Origin of the sequence: Paraburkholderia sp. EG286A, assembly GCF_040965375.1 — a bacterium.
Taxonomy (GTDB): Bacteria; Pseudomonadota; Gammaproteobacteria; order Burkholderiales; family Burkholderiaceae; genus Paraburkholderia.
In genome coordinates this window covers 480626-496797 of the sequence record NZ_JBFRCB010000006.1, presented here as the reverse complement: position 1 = coordinate 496797, position 16172 = coordinate 480626, and the positions used below count along the sequence as shown (strand labels likewise).

The window sequence follows — 16172 nt, the reverse complement described above, 5'->3', positions numbered from 1 at the left end:
GACACATGAGCGATCAGAAACTGTTTCTCGCTGTTTTTCTCGGTACCAAAGACAACGCGCGCATGAAGGGTTGGGCGGCGCTTTCCGAAGCGGATCGACATGCAAAGGAAAAGGAGGGCATAGCGGCCTGGCACGCGTGGGTCGAAAAGCACAAGGCGTCGATCGTCGATATGGGCGGCCCGCTCGGCAAGACCAAGTCGATTGGCGAGGATGGCATCGCGGATACGTCCAATGCGCTAACGGGCTATACCGTGCTGCGTGCCGCATCGCACGAAGAGGCCGCGAAGCTGTTCGAAGGGCACCCGCATTTTTCGATTTTTCCGGGCGAGGGCGTCGAAGTGATGCCGGTTTTGCCGATTCCCGGTGTCTGAACGGAGGCGCGCCATGAAACTCTACGGCTTTGCCGGCACCCGTTCGCAACGCGCGCTATGGGGCCTCAAGGAAGTCGACGCCGATTTCGAATTCATCTCGGTCAATCTGCTCGAAGGCGAGCACAAGCGGCCCGAATACCTGCGCATCAATCCCGCGGGCAAGGTGCCCGTGCTGATCGACGGCGACCGCGTGATTCCCGAATCGGCTGCCATCGTGCTGTATCTCGCGGATAAATATCCGGAGAAGGCGCTGTTGCCCGCCGATCTCGACGAGCGGGCGCAGGCGTATCGCTGGACCCTGTTCGCGGTCACCGAGCTGGAGCAGCCGCTCTGGAGAATCACGCGGCATTCGTTCCTGTATCCGCCGGAAAAGCGCAGCCCCGCCGAAATCGAACTCGCGCGGGAGGACTTCAGGACCATGGCCGCGGTGCTCGAGAAGCATCTCGAAGGACGCGAGTTCATCGTCGGCAACCAGCTTTCCGTCGCCGACTGCGTGACGGTGTATCTGATGGACTGGGCCAACGAAGTGCAACTGCTCGACGGCTTCCCGCGTTTGCAGGCGTATCTCGAACGCCTCTACGCGCGCCCCGAGGCGCCGCAGCGCATCGCCGAAGCGCGCAAGGCGGCATAAATGAAAAACGGCCCAACCGGATCACGCCGATTGGGCCGCCTCGCTACCGCGTTACGCCATCTCAATGCGCCCGCGCATGCTCATGATCCACATGCGTGCGCGGCTGCGTCACCGTGCTCACCACCACGAGCACGATCACGTTCACGAACAGCGCAAGGAAGCCGATGTTGACGTCCTTGAGCGCGTCCGGCGCGAACGGAATCAGCTGAGCCACGCTCACATGCGTGAGCGTCGTGGCGATCACCACGAGCACGCCCGCCACGATGCCGCAGAACGCGCCTTGCTTCGTCACGCGATTGTGCGCAAAGAGGCTGCACACCAGCGCCGGGAACAGCTGCGTGACGAAGTTGTAGCCCATCAGCAGCAGCGCGACGATGGTGTCGCCGCCCTTGAGCGTAAAGCCGACCGCCACGAGCGCGATTACCGGCACGAAAATGCGCGCGAGCTTCGCGACTTGCGCGTCGTTCGCGCTCTTCGAGAGTGCGCCGCGATAGACGTCGTTGGCGAGCAGCGTCGAAGCCGTGGTGAGGATCATCGAGCCCGGCACGAGTGCGGTGAGCACGCCCGCCGCGCCGATGACGCCCACGAACCACGGATCGAACGTCTGCAGCGCGAGACGGAACAGCGAGAGGTCGATGTCGGAGCCCTTGAGGCCCGGCACCTTGAGCACGGCCGCGAAGCCGCAGAAGAACACGAACAGCAAAATGAGCTGATAGAGCGGCAGGATCATCGCGTTGCGGCGGAAGATGCGCTCGTTCTTCGCGGTGTAGACCGACATGAACGTGTGCGGCCACATGAAGAAGCCCAGCGCCGTGAGCAGCACGGTGGACTGGAACCACGTCACGCTCTGGCCTCGCGCCGGGAACGTGAGGAAGCCGGGCTTGGCGGCGTCGATGGCGCGGAACATCTCGCTCAGGCTGCCATAGTGGTGGATCGGCAGGTAAATGCCGAGGAACACGGCAATGGCGAGAATCATCGTGTCCTTCACGACCGAGTTCCACGCGCAGCCGCGCACGCCCGAAACGATCACGTAAGCCGTGACCACGGCCGCGCCGATCCAGATCGCTGCCGTGGAGGAGATCGCGCCATAGGAGGCCGTCGTCACGATGATGCCGAGGCCCTTGAGCTGCAGGACGAGATACGGCACGAGCGCGAGCACGCCCACGCACGCCACCAGCACGCCCAGCGCGGGGCTCTGGTACTTGCGCGCGAAGAAGTGCGGCTGCGAGACGAGCCGGTGCTGCTTGGCGAAGCGCCATACGGGCGGCAGCATCCAGTACGAGAGAATGTATGCAAGCGTGCCGTAAGCCAGAATGTAGTAGACGGGCGCGCCCTTGCCATAGGCGAAGCCGCTGCCGCCGAGGAACGTGAAGGTGGTGTAGATCTCGCCCGCCATCAGCAGGAACACGAACGCGGTGCCGAAGCTGCGGCCGCCCACGGCCCACTGCTCGAGGTTCATGTCGTGCCCGCGGCGGGCGCGCATGCCGAGGTAGAGCGCGACGAAGGTCATCGCCGCGATGATGATGAGGGCGCTCATGATCGCACCTCCGCATCCGCGTCGCCCGAAAGCCGGTTGACCGGGTCGAGCCGGTAGACGATCCCCATGATCACCGCGGCCAGCACGACCCACATGACGATCCACGCGAGCACGAGCGGCATGCCGAGCACGAGCGGCTCGGTGCGATTGACAAACGGCACCCCTAACAGGATGCCGATAAAGGGCAAGGCAGCGAGCAACCGCAGTGACATGGCAACTCCTCTTTCATATAAGAAGAAAAGAAACGTCGCGTCGGGGTGCGAGGCCACCCACTCTATGCTTGTGAACGCGCCCCGTAAAGCTGCCAAAAATACTGAAGGGCTTGCCGTAAAGTTTGGTGCAACGCGCCATTTTCCGGGGCATCGAGCGACACCGATCCGGCACGCCTGACGCCGATCCGGCTACACTTCTCGCAGCCCGGCGCGCTTTTTGCGCATGCCCTTAACGGATCGACTCCATGATCGAGAGCCTGATTTCAGACATCCTGTTCGGTTTCACCGGACTCATCAGCATCATCAATCCCTTGAGCGGTGCTTTTGTTTTTCTCGATCGCACCACGACGCTTACCGACGAAGAGCGGCGCCTGCTCGCCAAACGCGTGGCGATCAACGCGTTCTTCGTACTGGTCGGGGCTTTTTTCGTCGGCACGCCCATCCTGCATTTCTTCGGTATTTCAATGGAAGCGCTGCGTATCGGCGGCGGCCTCGCCGTAGCCGTGGCCGGCTGGCAAATGCTCAACGCGCCCGAGCCGGAGCCGCCCGCGGTCGATCATCCGGTCAAGCCCGTGAGCGCGAGTTCGGCTTCCGGCAAGGCCTTTTTTCCGCTGACCATTCCGCTCACCACCGGCCCGGGCTCCATCGCCACGGCCATTGCGCTGAATGCCAACCGCACGCACAAGCTTTCGGCGTGGCTGCTCTCGAGCTTCGCGTCGCTCGTGATCTCCGCGCTTGTCATGCTCGTGATCTATTACGTGTACAGCCGCGCTGCGCGGCTTTCGCAGTACCTGGGTGTGGAAGGCACGCGCGTGGCCATGCGCGTGTCGTCGTTTCTGCTCCTGTGCATCGGGGTGCAGATCATACTGACTGGCCTGACCGGCTTTCTCACGCCGATCGCCGACCTGCGCGCCGCGAAGTAGCGGCGCTGTCAATCGGGCCGGCGTACACAAGCGTTCTCACGCGAAGGAGACCATCATGTGCCGCTGGCTTGCGTATAGCGGGAACCCCGTGCAACTCGAAACCGTGCTATTTCACGCACGGCATTCGCTGATCGATCAAAGCCTGCATTCCACCAAAGGCGCGACCACCACGAATGGCGACGGCTTCGGCATGGGCTGGTATCAGGACCCGCACGACATTCCCTATCGTTACCGCAGCGTGCATCCCGCCTGGAACGACCGCAACCTGCGCGAGCTGGCGCGCGCGGTGCGTGCGCCGATGTTCGTCGCGCACATACGCGCGGCCACGCATACGCCGGTGCAGGAAACGAACTGCCATCCGTTTCGCCACCGGCGCTGGATCTTCGCGCACAACGGCTTGATTCGCAGCTATCCGCTGATGCGGCGCGATCTGTTGGTCGCGATCGATCCGGGGCGTTTCAATGCGCTTGAAGGGTCGACCGATTCGGAAACGATGTTCTATCTCGCGATGACATTCGGCCTTGAAGTCGATCCTGTTCTTGCGCTGGAACGCATGGCGGGTTTTGTCGAGGCAACCGCGCAAAAGCATGGCGTCGAGCCGGCGCTCAACATGACGGTTTGCGCATGCGACGGCGAGCAGATCGTCGCCGTGCGCTATTCGAGCGAACGCAATTCCCGCTCGCTTTTTCACACCACGGCGTTCCGGCATCTGCGCGAACTGTATCCCGACGACCCGCGCATCATCGCGGCCGGCGACGACGCGTATCTGCTCGTTTCCGAGCCGCTCGGCGATGCGCCCGATGTATGGGCCGAAGTGCCGGAATCGACGGCTATTGTCGTGCGCGGGCCCGAGGTCGAATACCGGCCGTTCGCACCTGTCTCACCTTAAGGCACCGTAACTTAAGGGCGCGACAAGTCGACCTCACGCGCTGCGGCGCCTTTGTCTTGCCGCCGCGAGCGCGAGCACCTCGTCGAACAGCGTGACGTCCACGGGCTTCACGAGGTGCATCTCGAAGCCCGCCTCGTGCGTGAGTTCGATGTCGGCGGCCTGGCCGAAGCCCGTCATCGCGGCGAACAGCGTGTGCTTGAGCGGCGGCAGCGCGCGCAGGGTACGCAGCGTCGCATAGCCGTCGATCTCGGGCATGGCGATGTCGATGAGCGCGGCATCCGGCGTGAAGCCGTCCACTTCCTCGCACGCGTGGGCGGCGCTGTAGGCCACGCGCACGTCGTGCCCTTTGAGTTCGAGCAGCATGGCGAGGCTGTCGGCCGAGTCGCGGTTGTCGTCGACCACGAGCACGCGCAGCGGCGGCACGCCGGCTTCTGCCAACGCGGCAAGCTCGGCGGTATCCGGCGTGAGCGGCGCCGGCTGCACCGCATGCGCGCTCTCGCGCGCGAACGGCAGGCGGATCGTGAACGTGCTGCCTTTGCCGGGCCCGTCGCTCCTCGCGGAGATCGTGCCGCCATGCAGCTCGACGAGCGAGCGGCACAGCATGAGGCCGATACCGAGCCCGTTTTCCGTGGGCCCCGGCACCGAGCGGTCCTGGCTGAAGAGGCCGAAGATCGACTCGTACGTGCCGGGCCGCAGGCCACGGCCTTCGTCGTGCACCTGGATCTGCACGGCGCGCGCGGCGGAACGTACGTCCACGACGATGCGGCTGCCGTCGGGCGAGAACTTCGAGGCGTTGTGCAACAGGTTCTGCAGCACCTGCACGAGGCGCGTGTGATCGCCCGTCATGGTGAGCGTCGCGTCGGGCATCTGCACGTCCACGTGCTGGCCGCGTGCCGAGGTGAACGGCTGCGCCGCGTCGATGGCGTGCGCGACCACCTCGCGCAGGTCGAGCGGCGCCTCGCGCAACTCGATCTTGCCCGAGGTGATGCGCCCGACGTCGAGCAGGTCGTCCACGAGCCGCGTGAGGTGGACGATCTGGCGGTCGATCATTTCGCGGGCGCGCTCGATCTCGGGGCTCGGCGCATCCATGAGGCGCATCGTGGCCACGGCGTTGCGCACCGGCGCGAGCGGGTTGCGCAGTTCATGCGCGAGCAAGGCGAGGAACTGCTTCATCTGCTCGCTCGAATGCTCGAGTTCGTCGGTGCGGCGGCTTTCGGTCATGTCGCGCGTGACCTTCGCGAAACCCGTGAGGCGGCCGTGGCCGTCATGCACCGCGGTGAGCGTGACGTTGGCCCAGAACATCGAGCCGTCCTTGCGCACGCGCCAGCCCTCGGTCACGACCCGGCCCAACTCCTTCGCGCGGCGCAACTCGCGCTCGGGCTGACCGGCGGCGACCTCGTCGGGCGGATAGAACACGGAAAAATGCTGGCCGACGATCTCGGCCGGGCGGTAGCCCTTCAGGTTGGTCGCGCCGGTGTTCCAGCTCACCACGTGGCCCTGCGGATCGAGCATGAAGATCGCGTAGTCGCTCACGCTTTCCACGAGCAGGCGAAAGCGCTCTTCGGAAAGGCGCAGTGCCTCGACCTGGCGGCGCTCGGCGGTGAGGTCGCGCGTGACCTTGGCGAAGCCGGAGAGCGAGCCGTCGCGCTCGCGCAGCGCGGTGATGACGACGTTGGCCCAGAACATCGAGCCGTCCTTGCGCACGCGCCAGCCTTCGTCGTTGAAGCGCCCGTGCAGCGCGGCCTGCTCCAGCTCGTGATCGGGCCAGCGGCGCGCGTTGGCTTCGTCGGTGTAGAAACGCGAGAAGTGCTGGCCGATGATCTCGTGCGCTTCATAGCCCTTGATGCGGGCCGCGCCGCGATTCCAGCTCGCGATGTAGCCGCGCGTGTCGAGCAGGAAGATCGCGTAGTCCTCGATCGGCTCCACGAGCGCCTCGAAGCGGCGTTCGTGGTGGCTTTCGGTGGCGGTGTTGTGCGGGGCGATGCCGGGGTCGGGCGTCGTCATGGTCCTCGGGTCTGTCATAGGGCCTGTTCACAAGTTTGACAGGCTCTGGCCTCTTGAATGGACGTCCCGCGCGCAGCGGGCGCCGCAGCTTACCACGCGCGCTGCCCCGAGCGGTCGTACTTTTCGGCCATTGCCGGAATGCCTGCGCGCACGTGGCGTTCCGCGCGGCGTACCTGGCGGGTGAGCAGCACGACGTGGGGCGGCACCACGCGGCGCGCGCGCAAGGTCCAGAACGCGCCGCGCAGCAGCGCCACGCCCGCGGGCCCGAGCGAGCGCTGGCGGGCGAACACGGCGAGCGCACGGCCGGTCGCCGCGATCGCATCGCGCGCGGGCAGGCGCATCCATGCCACCCAGGCGGTGTTGCGCGCGAGCGCGCATTGCTGCGCGCGCGTGAACCAGCGGTAAAGCGGCTCGCGATGCGCGAGCGCCTGCTCGCAATAAACGATCTGGTGGCCGGCCGACAGCATGTCGAGCGCGGCCAGCTCCTCGGCGCCGCCGTGCGAAAGCCGCTCCTCGTAGCCGCCGAGCGCGCGGAACACGGCCGCGCGGAAAATGCACGCGCCGGCCATGAAGTTCGCGAGCCCCGGCCCGGCCTCGCCTTCCGCGCCCGGCGACGTGGCGGCGAGCATCAGGCACGCGGGGTGAATTTCGCGCTCGTCGCCGCTCACCACGCGCGCGTTGAGCACGGCCACCTGCGCGTGGGCGTCGAGCAGCTGCGCCGCGCGTGCGAGCGCGCCGGGTGCGAACCAGGTGCTATCGTCGCAGCACGCGACATAGTCGGTGCGCGCGAGCAGCACGGCGCGATTGAAACCGGCCATGCCGTGGTCGCCCAGCGACTGGACGATGCGCACTTGCGGAAAGAGCGACGCCAGCAGGGAGACGGTGGAATCGGTGGAGCCGTTGTCGGCCACGATGACGTCGGGGTGTTCGGGAAGGGCGGTGAGGCGCGCGACGGTATCGATGATTTGACGCACGTGATTGCGCGTGAGGACGACCACCGTCACGCGTGGCGCGCTGGGAGTTCCGGGGGCAGGGGCGGAGTCGTTCATCGCAGCAGGCGGCGGGAGCCGGCCGGTGAGTTGTCGAATTGACCTATGTCAGCATACGCCGATGGCGCGCGACATGCAGTACATGGCGTGCGCCAGTGGCGGGGCGGCGCAGCGGCGGTGCTGCACTGCACAGCCGGGAACTGCGCAATTTTCGCGCCGCGTGCGGCGGCGCGCGCGATCAACCCGATTCGCGGCTCGATCAGCCGCTCAATCGCGCGCGCAGACTTCGTCGAGGTGGCCGAGCAGGTCGGCCGGATCTTCGTACACGCGCAGCGCGCCTGCGCGCTCCAGTTCCTCGGTACCGTAGCCGCCCGACTGCAGGCCGATGCCGAGCGCGCGGCAGCGCTGGGCCGCGAGCATGTCCCAGACGCTGTCGCCCACCACGAGGCAGCGCTCGATCGGCACGTTCAGCCGCAGCGCCGCGGCGATAAAAAGATCCGGGTCGGGCTTGGCGTGGCGCACTTCGTCGCGCGTGACCACGGTCGTGACGGACGGGTCCACGCCGAGCGCCTGCAGGTTCACGGACGCCGTGGCGAGCCGCCCGCTCGTGGCGATCGCCCAGGGCACCTGTGCGGCGCTGAGCGCGTCGAGCAGCGCGCGAGCGCCGGGCAGCGGACGCACCTTGTCGGCGTGGCGGCGGTAGGCGTCGGCGTGTAGTTTTTGCAAGCGCGCGATGCGCTCGGGCGCGATCGACTCGTGGGCCTCGTGGGTCTCGCGCAGCAGCTGGTTCATGAAGAGCCCGCCGCTCATGCCGATGCGCCGGTGAATGCGCCACACCGAGAGCTCGATGCCGTCCGCGTCGAGCGCTTCCTTCCATGCGAGCACATGCTGATACACGCTGTCGACGAGCGTGCCGTCGAGGTCGAACAAAAACGCCGTTTCGTTGCGCATGGGTGGCTCCTGTTGCTACACGACGATTACGCGGTGGTGGCGCAAAAAGTGTACGCCGCGCGGCGGCGGCGTGCGCCGCGGAGGGCGCGCGGCGTCGCCTCAGGGCGCGCTGGCCGCAGCCGCGCCGGACGCCGCCGGCGCGCCTTGCGCGGCGCCCGTCTGCGGATACATCTGCAGCAGCACGCGCAGGACGCCGTTGGTCCATCCAAAGCCGTCCTGCAGCGGATATTCGCCGCCGCCCGCCGACGAGGCCTTGGTGGCCGACGCGCTCACGTCGTACTTCTCGACGAGCTTGCTCGCTCATTCTCGATGTCTATACTCTAGTAACGAACCGCCTTATTTGGGCAGGATGACCATGTTAGTCAAAGCGCGAAAGCAACCCCGCAACCACAACACAATTGAGCTAGCGCCGCAGCCGCCGAGGGTTTACAGCTACCTCCGGTTTAGCTCCCCCCAACAGGCGAAAGGCAACTCAATTGCACGACAGTCGGAGTACGCAAGGGAATGGGCGGCCAAACGCGGCTTCGAACTTGACGAATCCCTTACGATGCGCGACGAGGGTTTGTCGGCATTCAAGGGCACCCACATCAAGCGCGGCGCGCTCGGCGTATTTCTCGAAGCAGTCGAACAGGGGCTGGTCCCTCAAGGCTCGGTGCTCATCGTCGAGTCGCTTGACCGACTCTCACGCGCCGAGCCGATCATCGCGCAGAACCTGCTAACCAGTATCGTCATGTCGGGCATCACTATTGTCACGACTGGCGACACCCCGACTGAGTACAACCGCGACACGGTAAAACAGAACCCCGGCATTCTTTTCATGGCGCTCGGTACGGCAATGCGTGCACACGAGGAAAGTAGCACCAAGAGCGACCGCGTGCGGAAGTCGTACAGGTCGAAGTGTGAGCGCTGGATCAAAGGCGAGTATCGCGGCCTGGTCGGCTCACCCCGACGAATCGACGCGCAGGGCAAAGTAGTCAAAGGCACCGATCCCATCTGGGTTCTATACAGCGAAGAAACAAAGCGCCTTGAACTTGTGAAGGAAAAAGCAGAAACGATGCTGAGAGTCATCGAACTCTATAAGGCTGGTTTCGGCTCCGTCGAGATCACGAGACGGCTTAACGCCGAAGGCATGTCTATCAGTGACAACCGCCCGACCATCAGAATCCATAAGCTCATTACCTACCCGGCGCTGAAGGGCGACAAGGTGGTGGTCGCTGACGGCAAGGAATATACGCTCAAGGGATACTATCCGCCGCTGATGGACGAGCCCGAGTTTGAAGCGCTCCAGCTACTCGTCGGCAAGCGGGTCCGCAAAGGCAAAGGAGAAGTACCTGCGGTGCTCACGGGTCTGAAGTTATGCCGTTGTGGGTACTGCGGCGAATTCATGTCCGGTCAGACACTAACGACAACGATGGCAGACGGCACCAAGCACAGGAATTTTCGCCGTCTGCGTTGCGGTTCGTATTCGCTTCGGGCACAAGAGTGTCGCGGCGGAGCCAGTTGTACGGCCGTTCCGATTGAACTGGCGGTTATGAGGTTTTGTGCAAACCAGATGAACCTTGATCATCTTTTCAGCGGTAACGACAAGTCGAACCCGCTCATGAGGCAACTCTCCGCGAAACGGGCGGCGCTGGCCAAGACAGAACTGAAACTCCAAGGCATCAAGGACGAGATGCTTAACGGGGATGGTATGCCTTCCATGTTCCGCGAAGTCGTACGCGAACTGGAAGCGAACCGGCGCACGCTTACGCAGGCGATTACGAAACTGGAGCGGGAGCTATCCATCAGTTCAACGTCGCGGCCAGCACCCGCAGAGGAATGGACCCAACTTATTTCTGGCGTACAGGTTCTTGACTACGATGCCAGGATGAACGCACGTCGGCTGGTCCGGGAGACTTTCGAGCGTATTGACGTTTTCGCAAAGGGCCTTGAGTGCGACGGCAAAAATATGCATGTGCGCGTGACATCGAAACGAGGCGTCGTGATGGGATTCGATCTCGACCGGCGAACTGGCGAACTGATCGAAGCAACGAAGGTGCCGAGCAGTGAGAAAGTGGCAACAGGCAAGCATGCGGAGCGCAAGCCGCGCACAAGGTAAGCACACGCGCTCGATGCAGAAAGGCGACTCTCGACGGGTCGCCTTTTTTTAGTCGTGGTCCTGTAGCAGACCTTCGGGTGTCGAGTAAATGCGGAGCAGACCTTCGCCGACGAGATACTGGCGATATGCGAGCACCGCCAGTTCCCATAGCTCGTGTGCGACCTGTGGGCCCGCGTCGAGCACGTGGCCGTCCTCGTCGAGAATCGCAAGTGTCGCGGGCCTGCCATCGTCGCCCGTGATCGTGAAGCGCTCCCACATCAACGCCGTCACGGTCGAGTGCCTGAGGACCGGCGCATTTTCCGGGTTCGGTGCATCAGCGGTGGTACTCATCGTGATTCTCCTGTTACACCTGCTGCTCGATGCATTCTAGGCTGTCAAGCCGCCACGAGTCGAGCGTAGGCCTGTCCGAAAAGCTCGTGCGTGCAAGCTCGCGGACTGCCGCGACGAATAGCTCCTGCCGCGTCGAGTTACGCGGTGCGTGGATGTCCACAAACCCATCGTAGGTGGCCCACATACCGGGCGCGCTGTGAAGCCACACGCGCCACCGCAGCAGGCGTGGCTCGGGCGGTGCGAAAAAGTCATCGTCGGGGTCATAGTCACCATCAGTCATTCTCGGCCCCGAGCGTCATGCCGATCGCTCCACAGACCGTATTGCCGGCCTCGACCTGCTTCGGCGTGAGCAGCACATTGAATATCTCGGCCTTGTGCAGCCTGCAGAACGTGGCGAGTGCCTGCCGTGCACTCTCGACGTGGCCGGGGTTGAGTGCATCGCATGACGCGAGCAGCAGCAGCGCCACGAAACAATAGCGAAGTTTCATCACTCGTTCCTCCTTCGCGCATAGAGCGGGATGCCGTGTGGCAAACTTCCGCCCTTGACCTCAAACCGGATGACGCGCAGCACGAGCACAGGCACGTTGTCGGGGTTCACTTCCACACGCGCCGACGCGACACCCTGAAGCGGCTCACCATCGACGAGCACAAGCGGTCGCGGCCCCGACAGGTCAAGCTCAGCCACCGGGCCCATCGTTGTCTTGATTGTCGTGCTGCTCATCGCCATCCCTCACAATTGCCATCGCGTCGGCCAGTGCGTCGGCGCATATCTCGCAAGTGCCGTGGACTATCGCTTCGACTTCGCCTGCGAACGTGAAGACATTCAGGTCACTGAATGGCTCACCGCAATTGACACATCGATAGAAACGGCTGCTGCGCTCCATTGCATTGCCTCACCTGTATCGCTCACCGACCTCGACGAGCGCGATGCGGAGCCTTGGACGGCTTACCTGCCCGAACTGCGGCGCGCCGCGCGATGTCGAGCGCGACGGCGACGGCGGCCTTCTGCGGCCGTCCTGCCCGCATCTCCGTCGCGATATTCCGGCTGATGCTGCGCTTCGAATAACCTCGAATCAGTGGCATAGGGTTCCCCTTCAACGTCAGGCACCGAGAACTTCTCGTGCGCCCTGCGACTATGTGAGGACATCGGCAACCTCCTTGAGTGGTTCGGGCATGTCATGCGATGCCTGATTGACTCGCACCTTGTACGCATACACAACCCGCGTTTCGAGCATCATGCTTTCGGCAAGGTCGATGAGCGCTTCGGGCCACTGCAGCGGCTTCACCTCGTCATGAATCTGCAGCAGGCGGATGAGCAGGGCAGCGTGCAGGTACAGGAACTTGCGGAACTGCGTGTAGCAGCGCGAGCTAAACTGCGGCGCGGCGAAAAACCATTCGAGCGCCGTGATGCCTTTGCCTTCCATCGCCGGGTCATACACCGACTCGGGCACTACCGCGCCGACCGCGCACGCGTGGCCGCGCCCATCGCGGTACATGCAATTACGCGTCGGGCCTTTCGTGCTGCGCTCGCCCTGTTCGAGCAGGTGTGCTGCAACGTGATCGAATACGCGCTGCCGCTTCCACGTCACAAGCTCGTCGATGGTCGGATAGGTCACCATGCCGGTTCTCCGAGCGCAATGTCATCGAGCGACCCAAGCCGCGCCGGGTCATACTCGTGCAGGCCCTGATCGACCACTCGCGCATTCAGGCCGTTCTGGTGCGCGATGCCGCGCAGGCGCGCGGGCCACTGCGCGGGCGGGTTCGAGTCGTGCATGTGTTGCAGGTCACTGAGCAGCACCATGTGGCGTATGAGAAACGCCGCGAAGGCGTGGTACTCGTGGCGCGTCGAGTCGAGCATCATCGAGGCAAGGTCACGCACGCTGAAAAATTCGAGCGACCGCGAATACACATCATCGGGCATGAGCCACCCGACCGCGCAGCGCTTGCCGTCAGGCGCGCGGTACATGCATTTTGATGTGCCCGGTGCAATCGCCTGACCGTGCTGCCGCAGCAGGTGCCACGCGGCGATGTCAAATACGTCCTGCCCGTCAAGCTCGGGGAGCATTCTTGTCGTGAGTCTCATGGCCTAGTCCTCATCGTCCTCATCGTCGCGCGCTGCCTGCTTGCGCGCATTCTTCGGGTCGGTGGTCACCGCCTTCGACATGTCAGTGCTTGCAGGTACGTCGTGCTTGAGCAGGCTTGCGAGCTTCGCCGTTTCGTCAGGCGTAGGTAGCACCTGGGCACGCGCGACGCATGAGCAGGTGCCACCTTCCTTCGGCTGCACAACCAGTTGGCCGAACGTCGATTCAACCCATAACAGGTCACCTTTGCCGCGTCCGTTGCCGGTGTGCAGGTGGAAGCCGACCGATGACCACTCGGCTATCCACGGGAACTTGCCTTCCTTGCCTAGCTGCGGATAACGCAGGTGCGTGAGGTGATCGCCATCGGGGCCGAGCAGGTCGGGGTCGCTCGACGCTTCATACAGCGACTCGCGCAGGCCCGCCGCGATATCGTTTAGCCGCGTGTTCGGCAGATCGAAGGTAATCTTGATGTCGAGCGCGTTTACGTCCTCGTCGCCGTGCTTCTCGGTGCGCAGGTTAAGGTGCGCAATCTTGACGGGGTGCCGCTTGAGTTCCAGCATTGCCATTCTCCTTTCGTTTCACCTGATGCCCTTGCCGAACCGCCGCGACTCGATGTGCAGGCGTTCGAGCAGGGACCGCGCGACATACTCATCGAGTTCGGACAGTTCGCGTGTCGCGTCAAGCATTCCCCGGAACCCCGCGTAATAGGCAGTGCGCAGTTCTTGCAGGCGCTCGGGTGGGGTGCCGTGATCGATGCGGCGCAGCCGGTAATTCGTCCAGCGTTCCTCGATTGTGAGCATGGCGTCACTCCTCGAATTCGGCGGCGCGTGCCTTGAATGCCTGCTCAAGCTCGGCGCGTTGCTTCGCGTCCGCAACGTGCTTGATGAAGTCGCCCGCGTCATTCACCTCGTCAAGGCTGCGCGCCTTGTTGAGCATGTCGGTAACTTCCGCATAGGTCACGGCATTCGACGCCGCGGCGTCGGCAGCTTTCTTTTTCGCGCCTGCCTTCATGCGTGTCTTGACCGCAGCTGTGCCGCCGCCTTTCGGCGCGTTGGCGCCGCCGTCAGCCGGTTTGCCTGCCGCATCGCCACTGCCAGCCTCGAACCATTCGCTGGCATCGCTCATGCCGTCGCGCAACGATGCATAGATGCGCTTCAGGCCGACCACCTGTGCGGGGGCAATCGCGTTGAGGTGCCGCTGGATGCGCTTCTCGATTTGAGCTTTCGTCACGCCGAACTCGGCGAAGGCGACAACCATTTTTTCCATCGCTTCGGGGCTGGTGTCGGCTTTCGCCTTCAGAGTCTTGTCGGCCTGCACCATAGCGACTTCCACAACGTCGCTCGGAATGACTGCCTCAAGGCATGCGCGCACACGACGTTGCGCGGCCGACGCGCAAAGCTCGTAGACGTCGCGCTCATCGCGCAGCGGATAGCCGCCCTCACGGGTGTCGCGCCAGTGCGGCACCATGAAGGCAATGCGCTTGCGCGTGCGGGTCTGAAGGTCAACGGCTACGGATTCGACTTCCGAGTAGGCAACGCCGCGCGCATCGACACCGCGCGAGCGCTCACGCCATGCCGCGTCGATGTTTCCCCAGATGGCTGCGATACGCTCCATCGCTTTGATGCTCGGGCCTCGAATATCGGTGCCGCCGCGCGAGTACGCGTACTGTGCTTTCTCTGCGAGCCCGAGACGCGTGAACGCATTCTCGATGAGGTCAACGGCACGCACCTCGTCGCGCGGGTGCTCGGCAGCCGTCATGTAAACGACCCGCAGTTCGAACATCTCGCGAGCCTGATCCGCACGCGCCGCTGCCGTGTCAACCACTTCGCGCTTCTGCGGCGTCAACTCGGGATCACTAAAATCATTCATGTCTTTTCTCCTTTACGTGCTGAGAAACGAAAATCGACATAGGTGCTCGGCTCGACGGTGTAGCCGTCGCGCTTGATGACCTTTCTCGTGTAGCCGCCGCCGTTCGGCAACAGGCCGACCGCTGCCTCACCCATCATGTGCAGGATGCGGGCCTTCGCCGCGTCCGCGCCCTTGCTCATCAGTTCGGCCTGTTCGGTGAAATCGAGCCGCGCATAGTGCATCGCCTCGGCTTCGGCGGGCAGCCGGACCGTTTCGCCGCTGCTACCGGGAAACAGTCGCTTGAGCAGGGGAATTGCGGTCGGGTGTTGATAGTCGAGCGGCGGCGCTTCGTTGCGCTCGATGTGCTGCCAGAACTCCGCTTCGCCGTGCTCGATTAACTCGACTAGCTCACTGTCGCGCTCGACGCGAAAAACTTTCAGGGTGTTACCGCCGACACACGCAGCGAGCACCCACGCGTCGTATCCGCTGACCGCCAAGTAATGAGCACACTGGAGCAGGTATTCTTGCGGCACCTGGTCAGAATGCTCATCGCCCCAGCCGCCGAAGCGGTACGAAAGCAAGTCAACGTTTTTGCATTCGAGGCCGATGCGTTGACCATCGACCGTGCGGTCAAAAGAGCCGATCATCCACGGAAAACGCGGATGCACCGCGAGCCTGTTATGTTTTCGCAGCCGCACGTTATAGCGGCGGGCATACATGTCCGCGATGACCTGCTCGATGAGCTTGCCGAACTCCATGCGCTCGACAGCATCAGGACTCGCCATGACATCGCCGGGTATCTGTCCAGTCTTTTCCAAGTAAAGCTGGTGCGCGGTCTTGTGTCGGCTCTGACCTAACGCGGCAGCAGCGTCGGACCCACCGATGCCGCGCTTTCTTTCTTCGAGCCACTGCGCTCGTGGTTCATTCATGATGTACTCCGAACTAAGGTGCCTGCCCTGCAACACCGTCACTCGCTCCGACCTGCCGTTCCCCAACGGGCCTAAACATGCCTTGCGTTGCACGCCGACCGAAGCCGATGTCTGCTCCGACTAGATCCGCACTTCCTATCCGCGCAAACCCTTGCGGGCCTCTTCCTGCGTTACCTCAACAGAACTCGTCCAGTCATCTCTAGCGATGCCTTGCGGGCCGTGCCTTTTCTAACCTAGACAGGTCCTAGACGTGCGCCGTCGTGCGTGCCTCGACATGCTCCGCGCTGCCTCGCCGGTACACCGCAAGCGTCGCCAACCACGACTGCAAGCGGCCCGCCTCGATCCAGCGTGCCCAGCCTTGCCGTTGCACGCCGCGCCG

Annotated in this window: 20 protein-coding genes and 1 pseudogene; 6 read left to right on the top strand and 15 right to left on the bottom strand. The window is 63.7% G+C overall.

Annotated features, from left to right (window positions below; all coding sequences use genetic code 11):
- The first annotated feature begins 5 nt into the window (after window positions 1–5).
- Window positions 6–371: a hypothetical protein gene (locus AB4Y35_RS29280; protein WP_368707112.1), complete on the top strand. Its 366-nt coding sequence runs from the start codon at window positions 6–8 to the stop codon at window positions 369–371.
- A 13-nt stretch (window positions 372–384) separates the two neighbouring features.
- Window positions 385–1002 (top strand): glutathione S-transferase family protein, encoded by a 618-nt coding sequence (locus AB4Y35_RS29275; protein ID WP_368707111.1) that lies wholly within the window; start codon window positions 385–387, stop codon window positions 1000–1002.
- Window positions 1003–1063: 61 nt separating this feature from the next.
- Here the strand turns inward: AB4Y35_RS29275 and AB4Y35_RS29270 are convergent, their stop codons facing one another.
- Together AB4Y35_RS29270 and AB4Y35_RS29265 are read right to left on the bottom strand one after the other, a co-directional pair.
- A complete protein-coding gene (locus tag AB4Y35_RS29270; RefSeq protein WP_368707110.1) occupies window positions 1064–2539 on the bottom strand; it encodes a sodium:solute symporter in 1476 nt (491 codons plus the stop codon).
- The gene (locus AB4Y35_RS29265; RefSeq protein ID WP_368689679.1) at window positions 2536–2751 is read right to left on the bottom strand and encodes a DUF3311 domain-containing protein; all 216 of its coding nucleotides are present in this window, start codon (window positions 2749–2751) and stop codon (window positions 2536–2538) included. Before AB4Y35_RS29265 ends, AB4Y35_RS29270 begins: the two co-directional genes overlap by 4 nt.
- Window positions 2752–2996: 245 nt before the next feature.
- Here AB4Y35_RS29265 and AB4Y35_RS29260 point away from each other — a divergent pair, with 245 nt between their 5' ends.
- Complete coding sequence (locus tag AB4Y35_RS29260; protein ID WP_069266235.1) at window positions 2997–3674, top strand: MarC family protein; 678 nt, start codon at window positions 2997–2999, stop codon at window positions 3672–3674.
- 55 nt (window positions 3675–3729) lie between these two features.
- A complete protein-coding gene (locus tag AB4Y35_RS29255) occupies window positions 3730–4563 on the top strand; it encodes a class II glutamine amidotransferase (protein WP_368707109.1) in 834 nt (277 codons plus the stop codon).
- A gap of 33 nt (window positions 4564–4596) precedes the next feature.
- Here the strand turns inward: AB4Y35_RS29255 and AB4Y35_RS29250 are convergent, their stop codons facing one another.
- The 4 genes and pseudogenes from AB4Y35_RS29250 to AB4Y35_RS29235 all read right to left on the bottom strand — a co-directional run.
- Entirely contained in the window at window positions 4597–6567 is a 1971-nt protein-coding gene (locus tag AB4Y35_RS29250) for a PAS domain S-box protein (RefSeq protein WP_368707108.1), read from the bottom strand.
- 89 nt (window positions 6568–6656) lie between these two features.
- Window positions 6657–7571: a glycosyltransferase family 2 protein gene (locus AB4Y35_RS29245; RefSeq protein ID WP_368707107.1), complete on the bottom strand. Its 915-nt coding sequence runs from the start codon at window positions 7569–7571 to the stop codon at window positions 6657–6659.
- A gap of 252 nt (window positions 7572–7823) precedes the next feature.
- A complete protein-coding gene (locus AB4Y35_RS29240; RefSeq protein ID WP_368707106.1) occupies window positions 7824–8507 on the bottom strand; it encodes an HAD family hydrolase in 684 nt (227 codons plus the stop codon).
- Between the two features lie 99 nt (window positions 8508–8606).
- Window positions 8607–8801, bottom strand: a pseudogene (locus AB4Y35_RS29235) (trehalase family glycosidase); the annotation flags it as partial.
- 61 nt (window positions 8802–8862) lie between these two features.
- Here AB4Y35_RS29235 and AB4Y35_RS29230 point away from each other — a divergent pair.
- Window positions 8863–10605, top strand: a complete 1743-nt coding sequence (locus AB4Y35_RS29230) for a recombinase family protein (RefSeq protein ID WP_368689684.1) — start codon at window positions 8863–8865, stop codon at window positions 10603–10605.
- 48 nt (window positions 10606–10653) lie between these two features.
- Here AB4Y35_RS29230 and AB4Y35_RS29225 read toward each other — a convergent pair whose 3' ends face one another.
- From AB4Y35_RS29225 to AB4Y35_RS29215, 3 genes are all read right to left on the bottom strand, one after another.
- Window positions 10654–10935, bottom strand: a complete 282-nt coding sequence (locus AB4Y35_RS29225) for a hypothetical protein (protein WP_368689685.1) — start codon at window positions 10933–10935, stop codon at window positions 10654–10656.
- 272 nt (window positions 10936–11207) lie between these two features.
- Entirely contained in the window at window positions 11208–11423 is a 216-nt protein-coding gene (locus tag AB4Y35_RS29220; RefSeq protein WP_368689687.1) for a hypothetical protein, read from the bottom strand.
- The gene (locus tag AB4Y35_RS29215; protein WP_368689688.1) at window positions 11423–11656 is read right to left on the bottom strand and encodes a hypothetical protein; all 234 of its coding nucleotides are present in this window, start codon (window positions 11654–11656) and stop codon (window positions 11423–11425) included. The genes AB4Y35_RS29220 and AB4Y35_RS29215 overlap by 1 nt, the downstream gene beginning before the upstream one ends.
- On the opposite strand from AB4Y35_RS29215, the gene AB4Y35_RS29210 reads away from it, so the two are divergent.
- Window positions 11646–11984: a hypothetical protein gene (locus tag AB4Y35_RS29210; RefSeq protein WP_368689689.1), complete on the top strand. Its 339-nt coding sequence runs from the start codon at window positions 11646–11648 to the stop codon at window positions 11982–11984. The two genes, AB4Y35_RS29215 and AB4Y35_RS29210, sit on opposite strands and share 11 nt — an antisense overlap.
- Window positions 11985–12068: 84 nt before the next feature.
- On the opposite strand, the gene AB4Y35_RS29205 is transcribed toward AB4Y35_RS29210, so the two are convergent.
- From AB4Y35_RS29205 to AB4Y35_RS29180, 6 genes are all read right to left on the bottom strand, one after another.
- Complete coding sequence (locus tag AB4Y35_RS29205) at window positions 12069–12554, bottom strand: hypothetical protein (RefSeq protein WP_368689690.1); 486 nt, start codon at window positions 12552–12554, stop codon at window positions 12069–12071.
- Window positions 12548–13018, bottom strand: coding sequence for a hypothetical protein (locus AB4Y35_RS29200; protein WP_368689691.1), 471 nt, complete (start codon window positions 13016–13018; stop codon window positions 12548–12550). Before AB4Y35_RS29200 ends, AB4Y35_RS29205 begins: the two co-directional genes overlap by 7 nt.
- 3 nt (window positions 13019–13021) lie before the next feature.
- Window positions 13022–13576 (bottom strand): hypothetical protein, encoded by a 555-nt coding sequence (locus tag AB4Y35_RS29195; protein WP_368707105.1) that lies wholly within the window; start codon window positions 13574–13576, stop codon window positions 13022–13024.
- An 18-nt stretch (window positions 13577–13594) separates the two neighbouring features.
- Entirely contained in the window at window positions 13595–13816 is a 222-nt protein-coding gene (locus tag AB4Y35_RS29190) for a hypothetical protein (RefSeq protein ID WP_368689693.1), read from the bottom strand.
- Window positions 13817–13820: 4 nt separating this feature from the next.
- On the bottom strand, window positions 13821–14798 hold the full coding sequence (locus tag AB4Y35_RS29185; protein ID WP_368707104.1) for a hypothetical protein: 978 nt from the start codon (window positions 14796–14798) through the stop codon (window positions 13821–13823).
- Window positions 14799–14881: 83 nt separating this feature from the next.
- Complete coding sequence (locus tag AB4Y35_RS29180) at window positions 14882–15793, bottom strand: YqaJ viral recombinase family protein (RefSeq protein WP_368707103.1); 912 nt, start codon at window positions 15791–15793, stop codon at window positions 14882–14884.
- Window positions 15794–16172: the final 379 nt, after the last annotated feature.

What these genes read in the sequence shown, in the direction of transcription:
- AB4Y35_RS29180 (WP_368707103.1), bottom strand. Translation starts at nt 15,793, where the DNA reads ATGAATGAACCACGAGCGCAGTGGCTCGAAGAAAGAAAGCGCGGCATC.
- AB4Y35_RS29240 (WP_368707106.1), bottom strand. Translation starts at nt 8,507, where the DNA reads ATGCGCAACGAAACGGCGTTTTTGTTCGACCTCGACGGCACGCTCGTC.
- AB4Y35_RS29200 (WP_368689691.1), bottom strand. Translation starts at nt 13,018, where the DNA reads ATGAGACTCACGACAAGAATGCTCCCCGAGCTTGACGGGCAGGACGTA.
- AB4Y35_RS29220 (WP_368689687.1), bottom strand. Translation starts at nt 11,423, where the DNA reads ATGAAACTTCGCTATTGTTTCGTGGCGCTGCTGCTGCTCGCGTCATGC.
- AB4Y35_RS29275 (WP_368707111.1), top strand. Translation starts at nt 385, where the DNA reads ATGAAACTCTACGGCTTTGCCGGCACCCGTTCGCAACGCGCGCTATGG.
- AB4Y35_RS29260 (WP_069266235.1), top strand. Translation starts at nt 2,997, where the DNA reads ATGATCGAGAGCCTGATTTCAGACATCCTGTTCGGTTTCACCGGACTC.
- AB4Y35_RS29215 (WP_368689688.1), bottom strand. Translation starts at nt 11,656, where the DNA reads ATGAGCAGCACGACAATCAAGACAACGATGGGCCCGGTGGCTGAGCTT.
- AB4Y35_RS29230 (WP_368689684.1), top strand. Translation starts at nt 8,863, where the DNA reads ATGTTAGTCAAAGCGCGAAAGCAACCCCGCAACCACAACACAATTGAG.
- AB4Y35_RS29225 (WP_368689685.1), bottom strand. Translation starts at nt 10,935, where the DNA reads ATGAGTACCACCGCTGATGCACCGAACCCGGAAAATGCGCCGGTCCTC.
- AB4Y35_RS29250 (WP_368707108.1), bottom strand. Translation starts at nt 6,567, where the DNA reads ATGACGACGCCCGACCCCGGCATCGCCCCGCACAACACCGCCACCGAA.
- AB4Y35_RS29205 (WP_368689690.1), bottom strand. Translation starts at nt 12,554, where the DNA reads ATGGTGACCTATCCGACCATCGACGAGCTTGTGACGTGGAAGCGGCAG.
- AB4Y35_RS29265 (WP_368689679.1), bottom strand. Translation starts at nt 2,751, where the DNA reads ATGTCACTGCGGTTGCTCGCTGCCTTGCCCTTTATCGGCATCCTGTTA.
- AB4Y35_RS29255 (WP_368707109.1), top strand. Translation starts at nt 3,730, where the DNA reads ATGTGCCGCTGGCTTGCGTATAGCGGGAACCCCGTGCAACTCGAAACC.
- AB4Y35_RS29185 (WP_368707104.1), bottom strand. Translation starts at nt 14,798, where the DNA reads ATGTTCGAACTGCGGGTCGTTTACATGACGGCTGCCGAGCACCCGCGC.
- AB4Y35_RS29270 (WP_368707110.1), bottom strand. Translation starts at nt 2,539, where the DNA reads ATGAGCGCCCTCATCATCATCGCGGCGATGACCTTCGTCGCGCTCTAC.
- AB4Y35_RS29190 (WP_368689693.1), bottom strand. Translation starts at nt 13,816, where the DNA reads ATGCTCACAATCGAGGAACGCTGGACGAATTACCGGCTGCGCCGCATC.
- AB4Y35_RS29195 (WP_368707105.1), bottom strand. Translation starts at nt 13,576, where the DNA reads ATGCTGGAACTCAAGCGGCACCCCGTCAAGATTGCGCACCTTAACCTG.
- AB4Y35_RS29280 (WP_368707112.1), top strand. Translation starts at nt 6, where the DNA reads ATGAGCGATCAGAAACTGTTTCTCGCTGTTTTTCTCGGTACCAAAGAC.